Raw genomic sequence first — 21851 nt, forward strand, 5'->3', positions numbered from 1 at the left:
CGCCGACCGGACCCGACCGTCGGGCGTATGACGCCAGGGCCGGCCGACTGCAGGACCGACACATCACCGGGCCCGACCGATTTCGAACGGAGTGAACTGTTAATGAGCGATGTCGTCTCGCTGCTGAGCCAGATCGAGGACACCGGCCGCGACACCCGCGGGCCGGGCTACCAGCGGCCCGGATTCTCGGCCACCGAACGGAAGCTGCGTGAGTGGTTCCTAGCCGAGGCGGACCGCCGTGGCCTCGACACGGAGATCGACGCCAACGGAATCACGTGGGCCTGGGCCACCCCGCCTGGTGACAATGCCGTGGTCACCGGTTCCCACCTTGACTCGGTGCCCGGCGGCGGCGAGTTCGACGGTCCTCTCGGTGTCGCCTCGGCGCTGGCGGCCTTCGATGTGCTCAAGGCCTCCGGCGCGCTCGACCAGGCCACCCGGCCCTTCGCTCTGGCAGTGTTCCCCGAAGAAGAAGGCTCACGCTTCGGCGTCGCCTGTCTCGGCTCGCGGCTGCTCACCGGCGCCATCGACGCTGACCGCGCGCTCGGCCTCAAGGACGCCGCCGGTGACACCTTCGCCGACGTCGCCCGTGGCTATGGCCTCGACCCGGATCGGATCGGGCGTGACCAGTCTCGGCTGGCCGGAATCGGTTCCTTCATCGAACTCCATGTCGAACAGGGCGTCGGTCTGATCAACACCGATCAGGCCGTCGCCATCGGCTCCTCGATCATCGGCCACGGGCGCTGGCACTTCGCCTTCTCCGGTCAGGGCAACCACGCCGGCACGACTCCGATGAGCCATCGCGCCGACCCTGTGGTCGCGGCCTCCCGCGTGATCGGGGACATCCCGACCCTAGCGGCCGCCACTGACGCGAGCGCCGTGGCGACCGTGGGCCGCACCCTCATCCACCCCGGCGGGACGAACGTCATCGCTTCGACCATGAGCTTCTGGCTCGACATCCGCCACCCTGACGATGCCGTCGTCAAGCAGGTGCTCGAGGCGATCAGCCGTCGTGCCCAGGACCATGGCGCTGATTCCGGTGTCGAGGTGACCATCTCGCAGGAGTCCTACTCTCCGACGACTCACTTCACCGCCGGCCTCAACTCGCGCCTGACTTCGGTGCTGCCGGACGCTCCGCTCCTGCCTTCGGGAGCCGGACACGATGCCGGAATCCTCGCACCTCACGTGCCGTCGGCGATGCTCTACGTCCGCAACCCGACCGGCGTCTCTCACGCTCCCGAAGAGGCCTGCGAGGTCGACGACCAGAGGGCCGGGGTCGACGCGCTCGTCAACGTGCTCGCCCGCGAACTCGGCATCGAACACGCCGTTGTCGACGGCAGTGTCGGAGGCCCGACGAACGGAGGTGCACGATGAGCACCCGTTACTGGTGCGAATCCGCCTGGGTCGACGGAGCCGTCGCCCGCGGAGTCCTGCTGAGCGCCGACGACACCGGAACGCTCACCGCCGTCGAAACCGGGATCGACACCGCCCCGTCCGACGCCGAGGCGGTGCACGGGTTCGTCCTCCCCGGCGGTGTCAACGCGCACTCGCATGCCTTCCACCGGATGCTGCGCGGCCGCACCCACGGCGACGGCGGCACCTTCTGGACCTGGCGCGAAGTCATGTACTCCGTCGCCGCGAAACTCGACCCCCAGTCCTACGGGACCGTGGCCCGTGCCGTGTTCGCCGAGATGCTCGCCGGCGGCTACACCTCGGTGGGGGAGTTCCACTACGTCCACCATGCACAGGACGGAACCCCTTACGGCACGGAACGTCCCCGCGGGGACGCGGCGGATCCGGTCGCCGAGGCGGACGACCACACCGCACGTCCCCGCGGGGACGCGAACGACGATGCCGAACCTCGCGCCCACGCGATGGAACGAGCGCTGGCACGGGCGGCCGCCTCGGCGGGGATCCGCATCCGACTCCTCGACACCTGCTACCTCACCGGCGCCATTGACGCGGAACTCTCGCCCGAACAGGCTCGTTTCGGTGACGGCACCATCGACGGGTACATGGACCGTCATGCCGGACTCACCGAAGCTTTCGCCGAGGAGTTCCCTGTCAACGCTCCAGGTGAGAGCTTCGTCCACGTCGGCGCGGCCATCCACTCGATCCGCGCAGTCCCGGCCGCGAACCTGCCGAGGTTCGCCGAACTCACCGGGCCCGTGCACGTGCACCTGTCCGAACAGCCCGCGGAGAACGAGGCCTGCCAGAGTGCGTACGGAGCCAGTCCCACCGAGGTGCTCGGACGTTCCGGAGTCGTCACCGACCGGCTCTCGGCCGTCCACGCTACCCACCTGAGCGAGGAGGACATCGCGATCCTCGGCGGCTCCCGGTCGACGATCGTCATGTGCCCGTGCACCGAGGCGGACCTCGCTGACGGCATCGGACCGGCCCGGGAACTCGCCGACGCCGGAGCTGTGATCTCGCTCGGCTCCGACCAGCACGTCGTCCTCGACGCCCTGCGCGAGACCCAAGGGCTCGAAGCCGGCGAACGCCTGCGCTCCGGTCAGCGCGGCCGATTCTCACCGACCGAACTCATCACGGCACTCACCGAAGGAGGGGCACGCAGCCTCGACCTGCCCGTCGGCGCGCTCGAGGTCGGGAAGGCGTGCGATTTCGTCGCCCTGCGCACCGACAGCATGCGCACCATGGGATCACTGGACGAACAGATCATCCTCACGGCCACCTCGACGGACGTGTCCTTGACCGTCAGCGGCGGTCGAGTGCGCGTGCGCGACGGCGTGCACGCCGAACTCGGGGACATCTCCGAGCTCTACGCGCAGGCGTTCGCGGCGCTGGAGATGGAAGGCTGAATCGTGGCTGAGGTCGTTGCGGGTAGGCATGCCGGCGTTGCCGGGATCGGAGGTGGTCGCCGTGGCTGAGGTTCCCGCGCTGCGCAGGGCGATCGCGATCCTGCGGCACATGGCGGTGTCGAACCGGGCGATCACGGCCGGCGCGCTGGTCCGGTCCCTCGACATTCCGCGATCGAGCGCCTACGACATCCTCAACGTCCTCGAGGAGCTCGGGCTCGTGGCGCGCACTGATTCCGGGTACGTGCTCGGGGCCGGCGTGCACGAGCTCGGGGCGTCCTACCTGCGGACGAACCCGCTGCAGCGGTTGGCGCAGCCGATCGTGCGACAGCTGGCCGAAGACACAGCCGCCACGGCACAGCTCGCGATCATCCGCGGTTGGGAGACCGAGTATGTGCTCAAGGAGCAGTCGCTGAAGTCGGTTGCCGTCATCACCGCCACCGGGGTGCGCATGCCCAGCTACCTCACCGCGACGGGGCGGGCGATCCTCGCGCAGCTGCCGAAGTCCGAGGTGCTCGCGATGTTGCAGTCCGAGACCGGATTCGTCACCCGCACCGGTAAGGGCCCGACCTCGGTCAAGGCCCTCAACGCCGTGCTCGCCCAGGAGAGGCGAGTCGGCTGGGCGATCGAACATGGAGAGGTGACGCCGGGCATCTCGACGATCGCGGCACCGGTGTTCGATGTGCTGGGACGCCCGATCGCCGCCGTCGGACTGTCAGTGTCCGACAGCGTGAAGGCCGCGGGAACGGGGGCGGATAAGGGCGCGGGGAAGGACCTGGATCAGGGGTCTGGGGTGGACTCCGATCCATTGGCGTCGCTGGCCGAGAAGGTCATCGCCACCGCCGCCGAGGTGACCGCGAAGCTGCGGTGAGGCGCGTCCTGTCCGCCGGCAACGAGCGGGCCAATGCCGTCGCCGAGGCGACGCTTGCCGAGGTGCGCATGGCCGAGGGTATGGATTACACGGTGTGAGTTTCCAACGCTGTGAGTCCTCCGTTCTCACTGCCGGCGCAGCAGGGCCGCGACCTCGAGGTGCTTCGTGTGCGGAAACATGTCGAAGATCCGCGCCCGCTCGACGGTATAGCTCGGCATCCGGGCGAGGTCCTTGGCCAGGGAGACGGGATTGCAGCTCGAATACACGATGTGCTCGACACCCGAATCCTCGAGCACAGACGACAGCTTGGCCCCGATCCCGCGCCGAGGGGGGTTGACGACCACGCAGTCCGGCCGTTCATCCGTGGCTAGGTGTTCCTCAGCGCACGAGGCGGGAACGTCGACCAGGGGCGAGGAACCAGCACCACCCAGGTGCTCCTCGGCGAACTCTGTGGCATCGCCGGCGAGGAATCGTGCGTCGATGCCGAGCTCGCTGGCGCTGATCTTCGCGGATTCGATCGCCTGCTCGCTGATCTCGACACCGGTGACGTGGCGGGAGCTGTCTGCACAGTAGAGCGCGAATCCACCGACGCCGCAGTAGAGATCCCACAGGTTCTTGGCCTCCACTGAGTCCACCCATTCGGCGACCTGGTTGTACAGTCCGATGGCCACGGCGGTGTTCGTCTGAAAGAAACTCTGCGGCCGCAGATGCAGATTCACCCGGTCGAGGTTCATCCGCAGCGATTCCCCGCGGAACATCTCCTCGCGGCTGCCTTCGAGCACGGCCTTGTGCTCCGGCAGCAGATTCACCGACACCACGGACGCAGCTGGGACGAGTTCGAAGAGCGGACCCTTCCGCGACCGCAGCACATCGAGTCCATGCTGAGTGCGGACGACGAACCGGATCATCAGCTCACCCGACGGCGCCGCGGTGACATGGACGAACTTCAATTCCCCGCGGCGCGCTACGACATCATAGGGCTCGAGTCCCGTGCCATCGAGGAATTCCGCGAGTACCGGAATCACTGCACGGATCGCGGGGGCCTGAATCCCGCAGTCACGCAGATCGACACCGTGGAACTCCTGATCGAGGATGCCCAAGGTGGCGTGCCCGGCTGACCCTCCGACGGCGAGCTTCGCCCGGTTCCTGAAGTCCCGCACCCCGCCGGCGAAGGTTGGCAGCCATTCACGTGGAGCCGCCTCGGCGAGGGTCTCCCGACACCACGATTCCTTGTCCGTGATCTGCTGCTCGTAGGGCGTTTCGATGAGGGCGCAGGAACGGCATTTCCCGCGCTCGAAATACCCGCAATGCAGGCGCCCATGATCCGCCGAGGCGAGGGAGAGCGGCAAGGTCGTCATCCCGCAATTCTAGTCGGTGATCGGCCCCCGGAATCGTTGACCCGGATCGTCCGGCAGCCGTAGATAATTTCGGACAGTTCGTCGAAAAACGGGGTGAGTGTCGAGAAACGCATGCGCACACGCGTTCTTCGGCGCTCAGCCCGTTTTTCGGCGAAGTCGGGAGAGGCGCGCGCCAGGAAATCAGGCGGCGATGAAGGCGAGGGCGACGAAGGTGCCGAATGAAACGAACGGGGCGATCGCAGCGACGGCGATGGCGATGATGCCGGGCGTACGGCCCCGCCCGGTGACCGCGGCCGTGATGCCGAGGAGGATTCCCGTGAGACCCAAGCAGGTGCACAGGCCCTGGACTCCGACGAGCATGGTCGCCAGGGTCTGATACCAATGCGGTGTGTCCGTGAAGTAGTAGCCGGACGCGGCCTCGGACGGCCCGACGGTCACGCCCAAGATCACCGAGGCGGCCAGGCTCAGGGCCATGGCGACGATCGAGAGCGCCACGGCCACCTTGCCCAGCGCCGGCGACTTCACCGAGGCGGCGCCATCCATTCGTGTGTTGACGCCGTTGTGCGCATCAGCCAGATCGTCGGGCCGCGGCGAGGCATAGACGGGATGGACGGGAGGGGCGGGGACTCGGGGCTGCTGTGCCGCGAGCTCATCGTCGGTGGGCTGGGGGTACGAGAAGTCCGTCGAAGTCATGCTTCGACGCTATCGACGCGGAAAGGCGGCGCCCCACCCTGCTATCCCAAGAGTGGGGTCGGGAAAACCACCCTGCAGGCAGCGCGAGTCAGGGTTTGCGGGCGACGATGAGGAACCTCTTCTGCGTGACTGTGATCGGCTCACTCGACTCGGCCAGGCGTCTGAGGACATGGAGGTTGGACCTGACGGAGAACCCGGGGACATCCCACGGGATGTAGGCGAGGTACTCGATGACCGCCTCGACGTCGGTGAAGCGCATCGTTCCCTGCCACTTGCGGGCCGCCTCGATTGCCAGTCCCTGACTCTCGACGTCGCTGATGCACGGCTCGAGCTGCTGGCGCAGATCGCCCACCCCGCCCCCGAAGAGGTCACGGAACTCCTGCGCCTCTGTGCCGTCGACCTGTTGTGTGAGGAACAGTCCGCCCGGGGAGAGCACGCGGGCCACCTCGGCGAGGTCATAGCTTTCGTGGCGGTTCATCACAAGGTCGAACTCGTCGTCATCCCAGGGCATCTCCGGGTGGTGATCGCTGTCGTACCGGGTGACCTCGACGCCGTAGTCCTCCAGCATCGAGGCGGCCAGGGGCACGTTGGGTTCCCACCCCTCGGTCGCGGAGATCGTCGGCGAGGGTTCGCCGGGAGGTCGGGCATCCTCGAGGCGATCGATGAGTTCGGCGAGGCGCTCGCCGCCTCCCGTGCCCATGTCGAGGCATCTGCTCGACTCGGCCATCGCATCGAGGCAGATCTGATCGAAGTCCCACGGCGGATCATCGGCGACGAGGCGGCCGGCCAGTGGGGAGAAATCCCACCCGGTCATCGCCGCCGTCTCATGGATCCAGGCCCATCGCTCGTGGCGTTCGTGGGGAGTCTCGTCGCGCGTGCGACTGCTGTCGGCATATTCGGGCATGTCCACACTCCTCTGCCGGGTGGCTCGGCACCATCACCGAGCAGTTCTGCAACTCTGCCGGACGGCTGGGCGCCGCAGGGGCGCGGGTGCCGTACTTCGACTCTAGGCCAAAACAGGATCGAGGAGCGGGATATGGCGAAGAATTCTCCGGACTGAGGCATGGGCTATTCAGAGGAAGCAGAACACGAGCACCGCGATGCAGACGACGAGCATTCCCAGGCAATTGAGCCAGAAATCCCGACCGACATACCTCGCTCGCAGGTGAGCGGCAGCGGCGCAGAGGAAGTAGACGACGAGGCCCGCCGCGGCTGCTGCGCCGAGCCCGGGAATCCAGATCCCCGTCACCAGTCCGGCCGCGGCGAGGAACTTCACGACGGCGAGTACCCACCACCACTCCCGCGGGAAGCCGACCCCGTCGAGGCAGGCGGCGATCGCCCGCGGGGGACGGAAGGTGAGCAGGGCGTCGCCGAAGACGATGACCGCGAGGACGACGACCGGCCTGACCGGATCGGGCAGCAGGATCACGGTGAACCCTTCACAGCGAACCCCTGACTCTCGTATGGAAGACGATGCTGGCCAGCATCGCCTCGACGGCGTCGTCGAGACTCATCGTCGTCGCCGCCCACCGGAAGAGGATGCCCAGGTACGAGTCGTAGAGAGCTGCGGCGCTCGCGCGTGCGTGGCCCTCATTGATCCCGATCGAGACCAGTGACTCGCTCAGGCGGCTCTGCAGGTCCACGGCGAGGGTGTTGAATACCTCCGGCTCGCCCCTGACCCGCATCATCGCCGCCGCATAGTCGCGGGACAGATCCTCGTGTTCGGCGAAGAACTCGAGGAACGGCAGGAAGAGTTCGAGCAGATGACGCTGCACCGACGAGCTCCCGCGCTGCGAGAGACTGCCTCGCCGAGGCGATGCCGTGTACGTCCCGTTCTGCAGCTGCCCGATCCACCGATCGAAGCATCGGACGAGGATGACGTCCTTGTCACCGACCGACATCACTCGGCCCACCGACACCTCGGCGGCCCTGGCGATCGCCCGGATGGTCGTGGCCTTGAAGCCATGCTTGAGGAACAGTTCGGCGGCGGCACCGATGATCCGATCCTCGGTCTTCTGGCGCTTTCCCGACCTCGATTGAACGTGTTCACTGACCATGCTCGAACCCTAAGCCCTTCCGTGTTCACTTTCCAGACCAAGTGTCGTGTTGTCTTCGGCAGGAAAGTTAATGTACCTTAACTTCATGAACGTCGATCCCTCAGCATCGGTGCGCACCCGCGAGCGTGGACTGAAGAAGCATGGCCGGAAGAAGATCTCCACTGCAGTCCTCCTCGGCCCTGCTTTCGTTGCGGCCATCGCGTATGTCGATCCGGGCAACGTCGCGGCCAACCTCACCGCCGGTGCGGAGTACGGGTACCTGCTCGTGTGGGTGCTCGTGGCAGCGAACCTCGTCGCCGTTCTCGTCCAATACCTGTCCTCGAAGCTCGGACTCGTCTCCGGGCAGTCGCTGCCGAGCCTCCTCGGTGATCGCCTCCGCAAGAGAAGCCGACTCGCGTACTGGGGGCAGGCCGAGGTCGTCGCCATCGCCACCGATCTCGCCGAAGTCATCGGCGGGGCGATCGCACTGAAGATCCTCTTCGATCTGCCGCTCCTGCTCGGCGGGGTCATCGTCGGGGTGGTGTCGCTGTTCCTGCTGTCGATCCAATCCACCCGCGGTCAGCGTCCCTTCGAGTTCGTCATCATCGCCTTCCTGGTCATCATCGCCATCGGCTTTCTAGCAGGCCTGTTCGTCGGGGGTGTGAATTGGGGGCAAGCCGCAGGTGGAATCGTGCCACGGCTCGAGGGCACGAACTCCGTGGTCCTGGCCGCGAGCATGCTCGGCGCCACCGTCATGCCCCATGCGATCTACCTCCACTCGGCGCTCTCGGTCGACCGTCACCGGGACAATGCGACCACCTCGATCGGGCAGCTGCTGCGCGCCAGCCGCTGGGACGTCGTGCTCTCCCTCGTCATCGCCGGGTCCGTGAATATCGCCATGCTGCTGCTGGCCGCCGCGGCGCTGCGCGGGCAGACCGGCACCGACACCATCGAAGGAGCGCACGCGGTCGTCACGGCCAACCTCGGCGAGGTCGTCGGCCTCTTCTTCGGCATCGGACTGCTGGCCTCGGGGCTGGCTTCGAGCGCCGTCGGATCCTATGCGGGTGCGTCGATCATGCAGGGCCTGCTGCGCGTGAACTTTCCGATCGTGTGGCAGCGCGCGTTCACGATGATCCCGGCACTCGTCGTCCTCGCCATCGGAGTCGACCCCACCTGGGCGCTCGTGCTCAGCCAGGTCGTGCTCAGCCTCGGCATCCCGTTCGCGATGATTCCCCTGGTCAGGCTCACGAACAGTCGCCGGGTGATGGGCGAATTCGCGAACGCGCGATGGATCACGATCATCGCGGCGGCCGCCTCGGCGCTCATCATCGCACTCAACGTCGTCCTCATCGTTCTGTTGGCTCTCGGGGTGGAGTGACCCTCGCCGAGGCGGGTCGTCGGTCGGGGAAGAATCCCTGCGGTGATTCCCCGGGAAGCGGACATCCTCAGTCGGGGGTGACGGTCACGCGTTCCCGGGCGGACTCAGCCCTGACGCAGGTCAATCGGCCGGACGAGGACGCGCGGGTCCGAGCGCACCCACCACGGCTTCGGTTCTCCGGCAGCGACGGCGGCCTGCCGTTCGGCGCGGGTGGCATAGCGGTAGGTGAAGACGCGGACGCGGATGAGGTCTGGGGCGGCACCGTCGAAGGGGTCGGGGCCCATGAGGCGGCGGATCTGCGGATCACCGGAGCCGATCGCGCGCAGCAGCTCGGTGAACCACGTCTGCCGGTAGTCGCCGAGCGCGGCGAACCACATGAGCCAGTCGAGGCGCAGATGATAGGGCGCGACGACGGGCCCGCGACGAAGAACGTCACCGGGTTTGCCCTTGAACCGATACTCGCGCCAGCGCTCGTCGTCCCACCCTTCGATGATGATCTCGTTGCGGGTCTCGGTCATCGACCCGAAGGCGCCGTAGGCGTTGCCGAGTCCGAGCCGATTGAAGCTCGCGTTCATCAGCTGGTTCGGTGAGAAGAGGTTGCGCAGCGCTGGCACGTTCAGCCAGGCCTGCCACGCGACGAATACGAGGACGATGATCAGCCACCACACGGGCATCGGCTGAGAGGGACCGGCACCCGCGGACGAACCGGCCGCCTCGGTGACGGTGGGATCGGTGACGATCGCGGCCACGGAATTCCACCCCCATCCGGGGAACGGGCCGCCCACGATCCACCGGAAGAACGTATCGCTGATTCCGGAGCAGGCGAGCAGGATCGTCGCCCAGTTCAGCCACGCATAGTTGCCGCTGATGACGAGAGCGAGCTGGGTGATGATGATGGCGACAGCCGCGAACGAGGCGATCGGCTGGGGCAGGAACAGCAGCCACGGCGCGGCGAGTTGGACGATATGGCTGCCCAGCGTCTCACTCCTGTGCCACCAGCCGGGCATGAGGTGGGCGAGTCGGCTGGCAGGGTTCGGCATCGGCTGGGTCTGATGGTGATAGTCCATCGCGGTGAGGTCGCGCCAGGATGAGTCCCCGCGCATCTTGATCATTCCGGCTCCGAATTCGACGCGGATGACGAACCAGCGCAGCAGCAGGATCATCGCCCACGTCGGGGCCACCTCGTGGGAGCCGAGGAAGCCGATGAGGAATCCGGCCTCGAGCAGCAGCGATTCCCAACCGAATCCGTAGAAGCGCTGCCCGATCGACACGATCGAGAAGTACAGCGCCCACATGCCTAAGAACACCGGGATCGGCACCCATGCGGGACCGGCCTGGGGCAGCCCGATGATCGCCGAGGCGGCCAGAACCATTCCGGCCACGCAGACGAGGCGGAGTCGCCGGTCCGAATACGCAAACCGCTTCCAGCGGAAGATCGTCGGAGCCTGTCGGGTCGAGGTCAGAGCGATGAATCGTGGAGCAGGGGTGAGTCCCCGTTCGCCCAGCAGTGCCGGGAACTGGTTGAACGCGGAAGCGAAGGCGATGAGGAAGAGCAGCGCGATACCGCGTTGGATGATCTCGCGGGAGATCGTGTAGTCGCCAGCGGTGAGCAGAGCGACCACCTGGCTGAGTTCCATGGCTTAAGTATCCTCCTCCTGCGGAAGACGGCCGGTCCTGGCCAGTGAGGTCAGTGCCTCGGCGAACGTGTCTGCCTCGCTCGGGTCCCCTCCGATGAGTTCCATGTCCGGGCGGTCTCGGAAGTGCACCGAGGTGGTGTGCCCGGCTGGGAGGAACTTGGTGCTGGCTCCGTGCAGCTGTCCTGGATGGGCCTGGTCGAGGATGCGGACCTGTCCCGGTCGGGTCGGTCCGGTTCCCGTGCTGGTGGGTGCAGCCAGGAGGAGCCGCTGGTTCGTGGCGGCGAGGATCTGTCCGGCAGGGTTCTCCCTGTCGGCGAAGTGGAGCATGAGGTCCTCACCTGGGGCGAGGGCTGTCAGCAGCGACTGCAGTCGAGTTTCGTGGGCGGCATCGATCCGGTTGGTGACGCGTGCGCGGGCAACGGCGAACAGACGGGCAGGGATCAGGGCGACCGTGGTGATGAGGAGGCAGACGGCGGTCACTGCCAGAGCCGCGACCGGCGACATCGTGAGGATGTTCGAGGCCACGACGCCGATGGTGATGGCCAGAATCGCGATGAGGATTGAGACGATGAGGAAGATCGCCCAGAGCGTGCGGTGGAAGGCATCGGCGATCGCTCCGAGAGTGAGGCTGAGGTTGACGGTGGCCCACAGTCCGAACAGCAGGGCGAAGGCCGGCAGCGGGGACAATGTCAGGTCGCCCCAGACGGTGCCGGGAATGCCCGAGTCCTTCGCGAAGGCGTGCCAGACGAAAGCGGCGATGACTCCGCAGACGGCCCACACCGGTCCGACGGCGAACACTCGAGGCCAGGACCCCCGGACGAAGGCGGTTGGCGGCTGCTTGCGTTTCACCCCATGGAGATCCGCTGCCTGCTGTGTACGGGCGGCGCTGCTGCCGGCAGGCGATTTGTCCTCATAGAAGGCGAAGGCGGCGATGGCGGAGAAGAAGAACAGGACTAGAATCCCGATGCTCGGCGCCTGGTCCGGATTGATCCCTCTGAGCACGTGGGTGCGGAGCGGGTTGATACCGGCATTGGCAAGGAAGAACGGAATCGAGGCGAAGACGGCGAATCCGATCCCGAACACGAGCGTCGTGCTCCTGGAGCGTCTGTCCCTATTCATGCCTCCATCCTCGCAGGAACTCTGCGAGTCCGCGGCGCTGCGATGTTGCGGATCCGTTGCGTCGGGGTCAGCGTTATGTCTGAATGTGCCCCTCTGGTCAGCGGGGAAGACGACCCGTCCGAGCAAGGACGGTGATCGCCTCGGCGAAGCGACCGGATGCCTCCGCAGTTCCGCCTGGAACGCTCATCGGCTGCCGGTCGTTGAACAGCACCGTAGTGATCACACGGTTGCTGTGCAGCTCCGATGAGCCGCCGCTCAGTTGGCCGGGCTCGGCCTGTTCGAGGACGAACGTGCGCCCCGGCGTAATGATCGAGGCACGGAAGATCCGCCGGTCGGTCAACACGAGCATCTGCGGGTCGGTGGTGTTGCCGTTCGAATGGGCGTCCAATGCCTTTCCGAGGTAGCTGGTCAGAACCCGCTCGCCGGGCTGGAGGGCGTCTGCGGGCGGTTGGGTGGACCGGCCGGGACCTCGCCGACTGCCAGCAGATGGCCGTTCGCCGGAGTCGAACCGGTCGACTCGTCTGATCGCCCACCATCTGAGCGGGATGAGCAGAGCAGTCGAGACGATCAGACAGACCACACCCAGCGGAAACGCAATGATCGTCGGAAGTGTGGCGAGTCCGAAGTAGCCGAAGAGACCGGCCGTCAGACACCCCAGACCGAGCCCGCAGATGAGAACCGTGAGCGGGGCCGAGCGGCGATCCCGGTTGAACGCTTCGGCCAGAGAGGACCAGGCGAAGGACATGTTCGCCGTCGCCCAGCAGAGGAACACGATCGACAGGGCGGAGAGCGGGTTGCCGGTGAGGTCTCCCCAGACAGTTCCCGACAAGCCGGGGTCCGCGGCATACGAATGGCCGATGAACAGTGCCACCAAAGAGCAGAGCGCCCAGATAGGTCCGACGAGGAGAACCCGCGACAGCGGAGCACGGACGAACTGGGTGACCGACTTCGGCTGCCGTGGAGTGTGCGGATTCGCCTCGGCGCTGTCGGAATGATCGTCCCCGCTGAGGATGGCCATCGCCGCGATTGCGACAGAATGTACGGCGAGGAGGATTCCGAAGATCACGGACGGCGCCAAGTACGGGTCGCCGCCGAATTCGTCGGGACTGTGCTTCGATGCGACTCCCGCATTCGTCGAGGTGAAGGCGGCAAGTGAGATTCCGGCGATGAGCAGTCCGAAGAGGACGATCATGCCGATGGTCGGGCCCCTGAACTTCATGATTCGATTGTGTCACCACCGCGGTCGGCACCGATGGTGTGCTGGTAGCGGTCCTGACACATTCGAGCGGTCCCCGCTCAGATTCCCCGTCACGACGCAGAAGGAGCGGTGACCGTATCGGTCACCGCTCCTTCTGCGCCCACCCCGTCACCGAGGCGGTTGTGCACGGGTGGGCACGGCCGCCTCGGCGAGGGGGCTGAGTCAGTGCTTCGATTCTTCGAGCTCCTCGACCTCACCCGCCGAGGTGGGCACCGCCGGAATCGAATCCGTGGTCGGCGGCGTGGGAGGGGTGACGACCGACTGGTAGGAGTGCTCGTGCGAATAGGCGAGGAACGACAGGTGGTTCTCGTACCGGTCGAGCACGTCGTCGATGATCTGCTGCGAACTCAGACCCATGAGGTCGTAGCCTTCCGAACCGGTCTGGGTGAAGACCTCGATGCGGAGGTACTTGTCGTCTCCGCGGGGAGCGTTGCGGGCACCGAACGACGGCACATTCGCTTCGACGGCCGCGGCCTCGTAGTGGAAGTCGCGTTGCTCGCCCATGTCGACATTGAGCGTGTTCGTCGTGATGCCGGTGTCCTCGTCCATGGTCTGGAGGTGCTCGACGGTGTAGCCGAGTTCGCGGAACTCCGTGGCCACGGCGTCCAGGGACGGCCCGACCACCTCGGCGACGAAGCGTTCGACGGATTTCTTCGTCGGGTAGGACCGCAGGGTCGCCAGACGCTGACGCCAGGTCTTTTCCGGGGCGCGTCCACCATGAGCGGCAGTGGTGCGGCGACGACGGATCCGACCCTCACGCTCGGCGCGCTCCATGCGCAGCACTTTCGAGAACGAAGCCATGACGAGGTAGGCGATGATCGTCACCGGCAGGGCGAAGATCAGGGTCGCGTACTCCATCGTCGTCACGCCGCCGGCGACGAGCATGGCGATCGTGAGCACTGCGGTCACCAGCGCCCAGAAGATGCGCAGCCACTTCTTGCCGTCCTCTTCCGGATTCGGAATGGAGGAGGAGAAGTTCGACATCACCATGGCGCCGGAGTTCGCGCTCGTGAGGTAGAAGAGCAGGCCGGACAGCGTGGCCAGGCCGATGAGGAAAGTCGCTCCCGGGAACATCTCGAGCAGGTCGTACCAGCCCTGTTCCGGAGAGGCGATGGCCGTCTTCGCGAACTCATCGTTGCCGTTGAACACCTCGGACAGAGCCGAGTTGCCGAAGATCGTGACGATGATGAAGTCACAGAGCACGGGAGCAGTGATCGCTGCGATGACGAACTCACGCAGGGTGCGGCCGCGGGAGATGCGGGCGAGGAACAGTCCGACGAAGGGACCCCAAGCGAGCCAGAAGGCCCAGAAGAAGAGGGTCCAGCCGCCCATCCATTCGGAGCCGCCGTCGACATAGGCGAAGGTCTGCAGGGTGCGTTCGGGCAGGGCGAAGATGAAGCGGCCGATGTTCTCGACCATGGCGTTGAGCAGGAACGCGGTCTTGCCGGTGACGAGGATGTAGAGCATCATCGCCGCGCACGACCAGAGGTTGAGCTCGGAGACGAGACGGATGCCCTTGTCCACGCCCGACGTGCAGGCGGCGACGGTCATGACGACTGCCACGATGACGAGCGCGATCTGCAGAGCCAGTCCGGTTTCGAGACCGAAGAGAGTGGCGAACCCGACGTTGAGCAGGACGACGCCGATGCCCATCGAGGTGGCCACGCCGAAGACGGTGCCGACGAGGGCGAAGATGTCGATGACATCACCGGTGGCACCGCGCACGCGCTTGCCCAGCAGCGGGTAAAGGACCGCGCGGATCGACAGGGGCATACCCCAGCGATAGGCGAAGTAGCCCATGGCCATGCCCAGCAGCGAGTACATCGACCAGCCGGCGATGCCGTAGTGGAACATCGTCCACACGACGGCGTCCTGAGCGGCCGCCGCCGATTCGGGGGAGGCATTGACCGGGTGGAGATACTGGGTGATCGGTCCGGTCACCGAGTAGAAGAGCATGTCGATGCCGACGCCTGCGGCGAAGAGCATCGCGACCCAAGTGAAGAGGTTGTACTGCGGACGGGAGTGGTCCGGGCCGAGCCTGACGCCGCCTTCCTTGGACAGCGCCACCCAGAGGACGAAGCCGATGACGACGGTGACGGTGACGACATAGAACCAACCGAGGTTCTCTGCGATCCAGTCCACAGCCGTCTTCATGGTCGACTGAGCCGAGTCGGGCATCATTATCGCCCACACGGAGAATGCGAGGATGATGAGAGAGGCGACGATGAAGACTCGCCAGTTGACCCGGGAGCCGCGTTGGTCGGAGAGCTCCTCAGGGCCTTTGCTCATCTCCGTGCTGTCGATCGGAGCGCGCTTCTCGGGGTCGATGTCCCTGCTGATTCGCGTCGCACGGTCGGTGCCGCCGAATCGCTCACGTTCGACGACTGGGCGCTTCAACTTCTCTTCGTTCGGATCCTGCACGCATCGACCTCCGGTAGACAAAAAGGGACAGGGCCCGAAATGGGCCCGATCCGTTCTACGAGTGGAGGTTTCTCACAAATTCGTCACCCCCTCTTCTGAGGTAGCAGACTAAGGGGCAGGGCCGACCAAATTAAGCCTCCGATCAGGCGGGGAACGGGGCTGTTCAGGTTCGGGAGACGGCGCTCAAGTCCGTGAGCGGGAAACCACCTCGGTGAAGGTGTCGACGAAGCGCTGCGCCTCGGCGGGGGTGGTCTCCTCCAGCCGCATCGACGATCCGACGTGCAGCTCGACGGTCACGGTCGCCCGTCCACGGGATTCCTCGGCGCGGACGTCGGCTGCCTGCCGAGGCGTCGCTTCCGAGAGTTGGGCGATGGAACCCTGAGCGTCGGTGCGCACCCGCATGATCCGCACGTTGGTGAGGATGAGCAGATCGGTGTCGAACGGCGGCAGGCTCCGCAGCCGCGCGTATTCGATCTCGCCGGGGCGGAACAGGCCGCGTGCATTGAACCGCTCTGATCGTGGTCGCGGGCTGTCCGGGGCGGTGGACCCCCGCTGGGCTGCTGGGCGAGAGTCCGTTCTGCGGGTCCTCGCCCAGCGGCGGAACGCACGGAACGGGAACCAGCCGCCCTCTGCGAGTGAGGGGCCGTCGGGGACGGCGGGCCGCACTGAGTCCGGTCGGTCGGGGTCGTCGGCTGGGTGAACCGAGTCGGAGGGGAGGGAATGGGAGGTCATGAATGTGATTCTGGCAGGGCCGCCTCGGCGATGGGGTGGGTCGGTCGTAATCGTTTGGGAACATCTGTGCCCGATCGCTCACTTCGGGTGAAGTTCCGGGTGGGGCGATGCGTCCATGGGATACTGAGGGCATGCGTGTAGGTGAAGTCTCCGAGGTCAGTCAGGACTACCTCAAGGCCATCTGGTCGGCCCAGGAATGGGGCGGGGATCCGATGACGGCCACCGAGCTTGCGCACCGGTTCGGAACGACGAAGGCCAATGTCACCGAGGTGCTCAAACGACTCGACGAACTCGGTCTCATCACACGCGTGCCCTACCGTCCGCCCGTGCTCACCGAGCAGGGCAAGGCGATCGCCCTGTCGATGGTGCGCAGGCACAGGCTCATCGAGACGTTCCTCGTCGAGTCGCTCGGCTACGGCTGGGACGAGGTCCATGATGAGGCCGAGATCCTCGAACACGCCGCCTCCGATCGGCTCATCGACCGCATCGATGCGTTCCTCGGCCACCCGGCGTCCGACCCGCACGGCGATCCCATCCCGGGTGCCGATGGTGCCGTCGATTCCCATACTCCGACCCTCCTCGCCGAGGCGGCCGTCGGGTCCTATGCGGTGCTGAGGGTTTCCGACGCCGATCCTGTTGTTCTGGGCAAGCTCGCCGAGGCGGGTGTGCTTCCCGATGTCGCGCTCGACGTCGTCGATCGCACTGATGACGCGGTGACCGTGGACATCGGCGGGAGGCGGGAGACGATCGCTGCCGCGCTCGCCGCGGCCGTGTATCTGGAGGCGGCCGCGGCGAGGTGACGGGCGGGACCGGAGTCTCGCCTTCGTCGCGCGGGGTCAGGCACTCTCGCCTTCGCCGCGTGTGCGCGGGCGGGGGAACTTCGGTTCGGCACGCAGCAGGGTCAGTGCTGTGGCCGCGTGAGCGTCGAAGCCTTCGGCGAGGAAGAGCTTCGGCCAGTCGCCCCAGAGTTCTGATTCATAGGGGGTGCCGGGCAGGTAGGTTCCGTGCGTGTTCCGTCGATGCCACGGGTGGGACCGGAACGCCGTCTTGGGAATGGTTCGCAGCGTTTCGAACAGGGTCTGATAGAGCACCGGTGTGAAGCCATCACTGCGCGCGGCATCGGCCGTGCTCACCCAACCCGGTCCGGTAATCGGGATGCCCCGTTTGATCGCCGAGCTCATCTGGGCTTTGATGCCGGCACGCTGCGGGTCGGGGGAGTGGTGGAGGAGCACTTTCGACCAGTGCAGGGCCTCGTCGGGGTCGAATCCCGGCCACTGTTCAGCGGCCCTGCGACGGTTCTCGGCGTCGTTGTGGGAATCGGCGGAGTCGTTGTCGAAGTCTGCGGACATGGCACACCGTCCTTCTCGGGCGCGCTTCGGCAACGCTGACCCGGATCGAAGCTTGCCCGAGCGGTTGACACGGGCCCGTTCTTCCCCTGGGGCACCCGGTCGATGACGGGTTGCCGTGTGGCCGGCCAGGTACCGATGGCCACAACTCGCGAACGTGTTCTCAGTGTAGACGGAGGGGGTGACAAGGGCAGCGGAGGCGCGTCTCGACTCAGCTGCCGAACGTGTCTGAACAGTGCGAACACGGCCGCCGTCTGTTTTCGGCGGCCCTGTTCGCCGGCTGCGGATCAGTCGGTCGTCAGACTCCACTCGCCATCGGCGTTGACGGTGATGAACGATGGACCTGCCGACAGGGGGACAGTGCCTTCGTACGTGCCGATCTCGTTGATGAGCAGCCCCATGGAGAACTCGTCGGTATCTTCGTAGACGACGAAGTTCGAGTCGCCCTTATGGGTGGCTGTCAGCTGAGTCGGCGCCCCGGTGTAGAGGTACGCAGCGTCTCCTGTGCCGGTCGGTTCGAGTTCCGGTGCTGCGGAGATCGGTTCGATCGTGATGTCCCAATTGCCGTCGGACGTGATCTGGAGAGAAGAAGCCTCTCCGAAGGAGTTGATTCCATAGGCCGTTGTGCCTTCGTAGGAACCGATTTCATTGACCAGGAGGTCTCCGGTCGACTGGTTGGAGTCGTCGAGGACGTCAAGGACGAAGTTGCCGCCGCCCGTATTGGTCGCAGTGACGAGCCCCGCGGTCGCGTCGGAAGGAAGCGTGATGATCGAGTCGCCGGTTCCGTTTTCGCTGACAGTGCTGAATGCTCCGTACTTATCGACTGCCCAGGATGCGGCGTCGACTTCGTCTGGCGCAGGCTCTGCCGTGGGCTCCTCGACCGCAGGCTCGGCGGTTTCAGGCGCCTCTTCCGCAGGTGCCTCCTGCGCCGGCGTGTCCTTATCGGGCGACGTCTCCTCGGACTGCTGGTCGTCCGCGACGGCCGGTCCGGAGACGTCTTCGGCACCGCTGTTTCCGGCAATGCTGCTCCCGATGATGCCGACTGCAACGAAGCCGGCAGTGACCGCGAACGCCACAGTGCGATGCTGCCGGTATCCCGACAGTGGTCTCCTGGACTTGTCAGTCGCCTTGCCGGCCAGGACGACGATGACGTCGACCAGCCACCAGATGCCGAATCCGGCGAGCGTCAACAGTTTGAGAATGCCGGTGCCGACCTTGCCGAGGTAGAAGCGGTCGACTCCGAAGAAGCCGAGGAACCAAGCAAAGAGCCAGGTCAGAACGAAGCTTTTGGCTGATTCCTGTGGCAGATTGTTGTTCGAAGTGGCGAATCGGGTGGGCTGTTCGTGCGGGTTGTGGGACATGATTCTCCTTGGGTGTGTATAGCGGTGTGATGTGAATGACGGTGACGGGCGTTTGGGGCACCTCGGCTGGCTGTGCGCGATGCGCCGATCGGTGAGCGGCGTGCAGGCCACCGACCGGCGGTGGGCAGCGAGCAGTCAGGTGGACTGTTCGCGAAGGGTCACGAATCCGGGACGTACTCGAAGATCGCACCGAGTCCGTCATCGGGGTGGTAGTTCCACGACACTGAGAACGAGTCCCAATCCGCGGTCTGTGTTCCGTCGAGCGCCCGTGTCTGCCCCATCCGGGAGCTCACAGAGTCGGGCATGCCCAAGGCGTCGCCGAGGCAGTACACGTCGGCAAGATCCGGGCCGAAGTACATCCCGGCACCGTCGAAGTCGACGCTCAGCCTGTCTGCGCTGAGTGTCGCTCCGTCAACCGAGTCGAGCGAGCATGTCTCGTAGCCGTCGGCCATGAGCTCTGCCTGAGCTGCCTGCGCGTCGGCCTCGGCAAGCGAACTGATCCCGACGATTCCCCCGACCGTTCCGACTCCGAGGAGCAGCCCGATCACCAGACCGCCGAGCCCGAACCAGATGTGCTTGGTGGACCGCTGCGGTGTCAGGGGCACCGGGGAGGATGGGGCGCTGTAGGGCTGTTGGTGTTGATGTCCGCCGTCATGGTGCGGAGGCGGATGTGGGAACGAGTTCATTCGGGGCCGTCCTATCGCTGGTCGGGGTGCATCGACCAGCATGGTTCGGCCGGTCGTTGAGAACTCAGTCCACGACATACGCATAGAATTGAGCAACAAATACACCGTTAAGAGGGCTTAACAGTGAATGCGTGTAAGAACTTGTGCAGGCTCGCCTAGGATCGGGGCACAACGGAAAACGCGAGTGCAATGGGAGGCGCAGTGAGCGACGCAATGATGTCGATGCAGGACATTGCCGACTTGGCAGGTGTCTCCCGGCCGGCAGTGTCCCAATGGCGCAGACGCACCACGGTCAGAGGTCGCGAAATCCCCTTCCCGGAGGGGACCGAAGGCCCGGACGGGCGTGAACTCTTCCATGCCGAGGCTGTCGTCGAATGGCTGCGGCGCACGGGCCGCGGCAACAATGCGGAGTTCGTCGAAGATGCTCCGGCCGCCGGCATTCCCACTGGGGTGTCGATCGACCACGCGCTGGTTCTTCTGTGTCTGAGGGACAATGCCGAGGACGATCTCAGCAACCTCGGTGAGTCGATGCTCGTCGAGATCGCCGCCTCCCTCGATCCTGCTGATCGATTTCTCCTCAGCGAGGTCATCGACACCGAGTTCGCCGCTGCCACGCTGGACTACGTCGACGACCTCTATGCCGCGTCGTTCGGTGCCGCCGATGCCCTGGACCGGTTGGAAACGGGGCGATTGAGCCGGAGCCAGGAACGACGAGGTTTCGATCCCGGACTCGTGGATGTCATCGCCTCCGTCGTCGAGGGAGTCGTCGCTGACGGCGAGTCTGCCTCCGATGAGCTGGGATCCTCGGCGACGGGGGAGCTCGTCCTCGAGTGCGAGGACGTTGACCTCCTCGCCGTGGCGGAGACGGTGGAGGGTTTGGCCTCGCATGTGACCACCGACTCTCCCCACATCCGTGACCTGCGAAGGAGGGCGCTTCTGCGCGGGTGGCTGGCCCTCGACGCCGAACGACCGACGGTGTCAGTCGTCGCCGTCTACGGTCTGGAGAGCGCAGAGGTGCTCGAAAGACTCGATCGGGTGATTCTCGATCTCAATCCCAATGAGTACGCGATCGTCGCCGGTCCTGCCGACCTGCTCTGCGGGCGACTCGACGGCACTGCGGAGCAGCGGCGTTCGGAATCACTGCGAAGCAGTCGTTCTGCGAACCACGGACCTCTCGTCTGTGCGCTGCGACTGCCTCGCGGTCTGTGGAAACACGCTCCGCGACAGAGCAGCGGACTGTGGCTGCTCAAAGGAGGTGCCACTCTCGACCACCCATGGGTGGCCGATCTCAGCGAGGTCCCGGTCGACCGGTCTGATCTGTCGACCGATGTGGCCGGAGTGCTGGCTGCCGGAACCGTGCCGAACGAGCTGCCCGCTCGCGCGGTCCGGTATGTCAGGTCGCGTGATCTTCGGTCGATCCTCGGCGGCGAGGCCGTTGTTCCGCCCGGCACCCGAGCGGTGAGCTTCGCGACCGGGCGGCAGGACTTCATCGACGACGTGCGCGCCGCTTCGATCGAAACCGCCGAGGCGACCGAGGTCTTCGACATCTATGTCACCGACCGCCCCGCCTCGCTGGTGGTGGGATCGACTTCGCTCGGAACGATGATCGAGGGCGGGACGGTCACCCGTCACAGCGGCAGTCGGATCGACGAATCGCTGGCGGAGGACACTGGTGCGGTGCCGGTCGTCGATGCCAGGGGAGGTGGCGAAGTGTTCCGAGTTGATGCCTTCGTCGCCGAAAGCTCGCTGCGTCGCAGCATGAGAACCCGACCGGGAGACGTCGTCTTCTGCTCGAATCCGCCGACAGCGTGGGTTGATGACCGGGGCGGGGCGCTGGTGGTCTCGCCGAACAAGATCCTGCGGAGGGCCGGTGGCGCCCCGATCGGTCCGCACACCTTGGCCGCGGTCATCAACGATGCGCAGTCGAAGGAGTACGCGAACTGGCAGATTCCCCGCATTCCTGCCGACCAGGTCGACGCGGTCGAAGATGCGATGCGGAGATTGGCCGGATATCGACAACAATTGCAGGTGAAGGAACGTGCCGCGAAGACGCTGGGGCATTCGCTCTTGAGCGGTGTCGCGGCCGGGACGATGGAACTGATGGGCAGCAGCCTCGAGCCGCAGCCATCACAAGGAAGGTGA

19 protein-coding genes and 1 riboswitch are annotated in these 21851 nt (G+C 65.8%); of the genes, 6 read left to right on the forward strand and 13 right to left on the reverse strand.

Annotated elements, in window-relative coordinates; genetic code table 11:
* Positions 1-102 precede the first annotated feature (102 nt).
* The 3 genes from BLIN9172_RS08855 (at position 103) to BLIN9172_RS08865 (ending at position 3684) form a co-directional block, all read left to right on the forward strand.
* Positions 103-1371, forward strand: a complete 1269-nt coding sequence (locus BLIN9172_RS08855) for an allantoate amidohydrolase (RefSeq protein ID WP_101554741.1) — start codon at positions 103-105, stop codon at positions 1369-1371.
* Positions 1368-2816 carry an amidohydrolase family protein gene (locus tag BLIN9172_RS08860; RefSeq protein ID WP_101554742.1) on the forward strand — a complete coding sequence of 483 codons (1449 nt, stop codon included), beginning with the start codon at positions 1368-1370 and terminating at the stop codon, positions 2814-2816. The genes BLIN9172_RS08855 and BLIN9172_RS08860 overlap by 4 nt, the downstream gene beginning before the upstream one ends.
* A gap of 61 nt (positions 2817-2877) precedes the next feature.
* Positions 2878-3684, forward strand: coding sequence for an IclR family transcriptional regulator (locus BLIN9172_RS08865; protein WP_101554827.1), 807 nt, complete (start codon positions 2878-2880; stop codon positions 3682-3684).
* A gap of 125 nt (positions 3685-3809) precedes the next feature.
* Here the strand turns inward: BLIN9172_RS08865 and BLIN9172_RS08870 are convergent, their stop codons facing one another.
* The 5 genes from BLIN9172_RS08870 to BLIN9172_RS08890 form a co-directional block, all read right to left on the reverse strand.
* Positions 3810-5042 (reverse strand): methyltransferase domain-containing protein, encoded by a 1233-nt coding sequence (locus BLIN9172_RS08870; protein ID WP_101554743.1) that lies wholly within the window; start codon positions 5040-5042, stop codon positions 3810-3812.
* A 180-nt stretch (positions 5043-5222) separates the two neighbouring features.
* On the reverse strand, positions 5223-5735 hold the full coding sequence (locus BLIN9172_RS08875; RefSeq protein WP_101554744.1) for a hypothetical protein: 513 nt from the start codon (positions 5733-5735) through the stop codon (positions 5223-5225).
* Between the two features lie 88 nt (positions 5736-5823).
* A complete protein-coding gene (locus BLIN9172_RS08880; protein WP_101554745.1) occupies positions 5824-6639 on the reverse strand; it encodes a class I SAM-dependent methyltransferase in 816 nt (271 codons plus the stop codon).
* Positions 6640-6807: 168 nt separating this feature from the next.
* A complete protein-coding gene (locus tag BLIN9172_RS08885) occupies positions 6808-7164 on the reverse strand; it encodes a DoxX family protein (RefSeq protein ID WP_101554746.1) in 357 nt (118 codons plus the stop codon).
* A gap of 10 nt (positions 7165-7174) precedes the next feature.
* Positions 7175-7792 carry a TetR/AcrR family transcriptional regulator gene (locus BLIN9172_RS08890; RefSeq protein WP_101554747.1) on the reverse strand — a complete coding sequence of 206 codons (618 nt, stop codon included), beginning with the start codon at positions 7790-7792 and terminating at the stop codon, positions 7175-7177.
* Between the two features lie 70 nt (positions 7793-7862).
* On the opposite strand from BLIN9172_RS08890, the gene BLIN9172_RS08895 reads away from it, so the two are divergent.
* Positions 7863-9149, forward strand: a complete 1287-nt coding sequence (locus tag BLIN9172_RS08895) for an Nramp family divalent metal transporter (RefSeq protein WP_101554748.1) — start codon at positions 7863-7865, stop codon at positions 9147-9149.
* A gap of 104 nt (positions 9150-9253) precedes the next feature.
* On the opposite strand, the gene BLIN9172_RS08900 is transcribed toward BLIN9172_RS08895, so the two are convergent.
* The 5 genes from BLIN9172_RS08900 to BLIN9172_RS08920 form a co-directional block, all read right to left on the reverse strand.
* On the reverse strand, positions 9254-10786 hold the full coding sequence (locus BLIN9172_RS08900) for a lipase maturation factor family protein (RefSeq protein ID WP_101554749.1): 1533 nt from the start codon (positions 10784-10786) through the stop codon (positions 9254-9256).
* Positions 10787-10789: 3 nt separating this feature from the next.
* Entirely contained in the window at positions 10790-11905 is a 1116-nt protein-coding gene (locus BLIN9172_RS08905; RefSeq protein WP_145997941.1) for a hypothetical protein, read from the reverse strand.
* Positions 11906-12002: 97 nt separating this feature from the next.
* Complete coding sequence (locus tag BLIN9172_RS08910; protein ID WP_101554751.1) at positions 12003-13124, reverse strand: hypothetical protein; 1122 nt, start codon at positions 13122-13124, stop codon at positions 12003-12005.
* A gap of 201 nt (positions 13125-13325) precedes the next feature.
* Positions 13326-15584 (reverse strand): choline BCCT transporter BetT, encoded by a 2259-nt coding sequence (betT, locus tag BLIN9172_RS08915; protein WP_101554752.1) that lies wholly within the window; start codon positions 15582-15584, stop codon positions 13326-13328.
* 183 nt (positions 15585-15767) lie between these two features.
* A complete protein-coding gene (locus BLIN9172_RS08920) occupies positions 15768-16316 on the reverse strand; it encodes a hypothetical protein (protein ID WP_101554753.1) in 549 nt (182 codons plus the stop codon).
* Positions 16317-16447: 131 nt separating this feature from the next.
* Here BLIN9172_RS08920 and BLIN9172_RS08925 point away from each other — a divergent pair, with 131 nt between their 5' ends.
* Positions 16448-17116: a metal-dependent transcriptional regulator gene (locus BLIN9172_RS08925; RefSeq protein ID WP_101554754.1), complete on the forward strand. Its 669-nt coding sequence runs from the start codon at positions 16448-16450 to the stop codon at positions 17114-17116.
* A 36-nt stretch (positions 17117-17152) separates the two neighbouring features.
* Here the strand turns inward: BLIN9172_RS08925 and BLIN9172_RS08930 are convergent, their stop codons facing one another.
* From BLIN9172_RS08930 to BLIN9172_RS08940, 3 genes are all read right to left on the reverse strand, one after another.
* Positions 17153-17665, reverse strand: coding sequence for a hypothetical protein (locus tag BLIN9172_RS08930; protein ID WP_101554755.1), 513 nt, complete (start codon positions 17663-17665; stop codon positions 17153-17155).
* Positions 17666-17708: 43 nt separating this feature from the next.
* Positions 17709-17819, reverse strand: a riboswitch (SAM riboswitch).
* 130 nt (positions 17820-17949) lie between these two features.
* The gene (locus tag BLIN9172_RS08935; protein WP_101554756.1) at positions 17950-19023 is read right to left on the reverse strand and encodes a TM2 domain-containing protein; all 1074 of its coding nucleotides are present in this window, start codon (positions 19021-19023) and stop codon (positions 17950-17952) included.
* 158 nt (positions 19024-19181) lie between these two features.
* Positions 19182-19709: a hypothetical protein gene (locus BLIN9172_RS08940; RefSeq protein WP_101554757.1), complete on the reverse strand. Its 528-nt coding sequence runs from the start codon at positions 19707-19709 to the stop codon at positions 19182-19184.
* Between the two features lie 201 nt (positions 19710-19910).
* On the opposite strand from BLIN9172_RS08940, the gene BLIN9172_RS08945 reads away from it, so the two are divergent.
* Positions 19911-21851: a helix-turn-helix domain-containing protein gene (locus tag BLIN9172_RS08945; RefSeq protein WP_145997942.1), complete on the forward strand. Its 1941-nt coding sequence runs from the start codon at positions 19911-19913 to the stop codon at positions 21849-21851.

The sequence above is a fragment of the Brevibacterium linens ATCC 9172 genome (assembly GCF_900169165.1).
GTDB classification, from domain to species: Bacteria; Actinomycetota; Actinomycetes; order Actinomycetales; family Brevibacteriaceae; genus Brevibacterium; species Brevibacterium linens.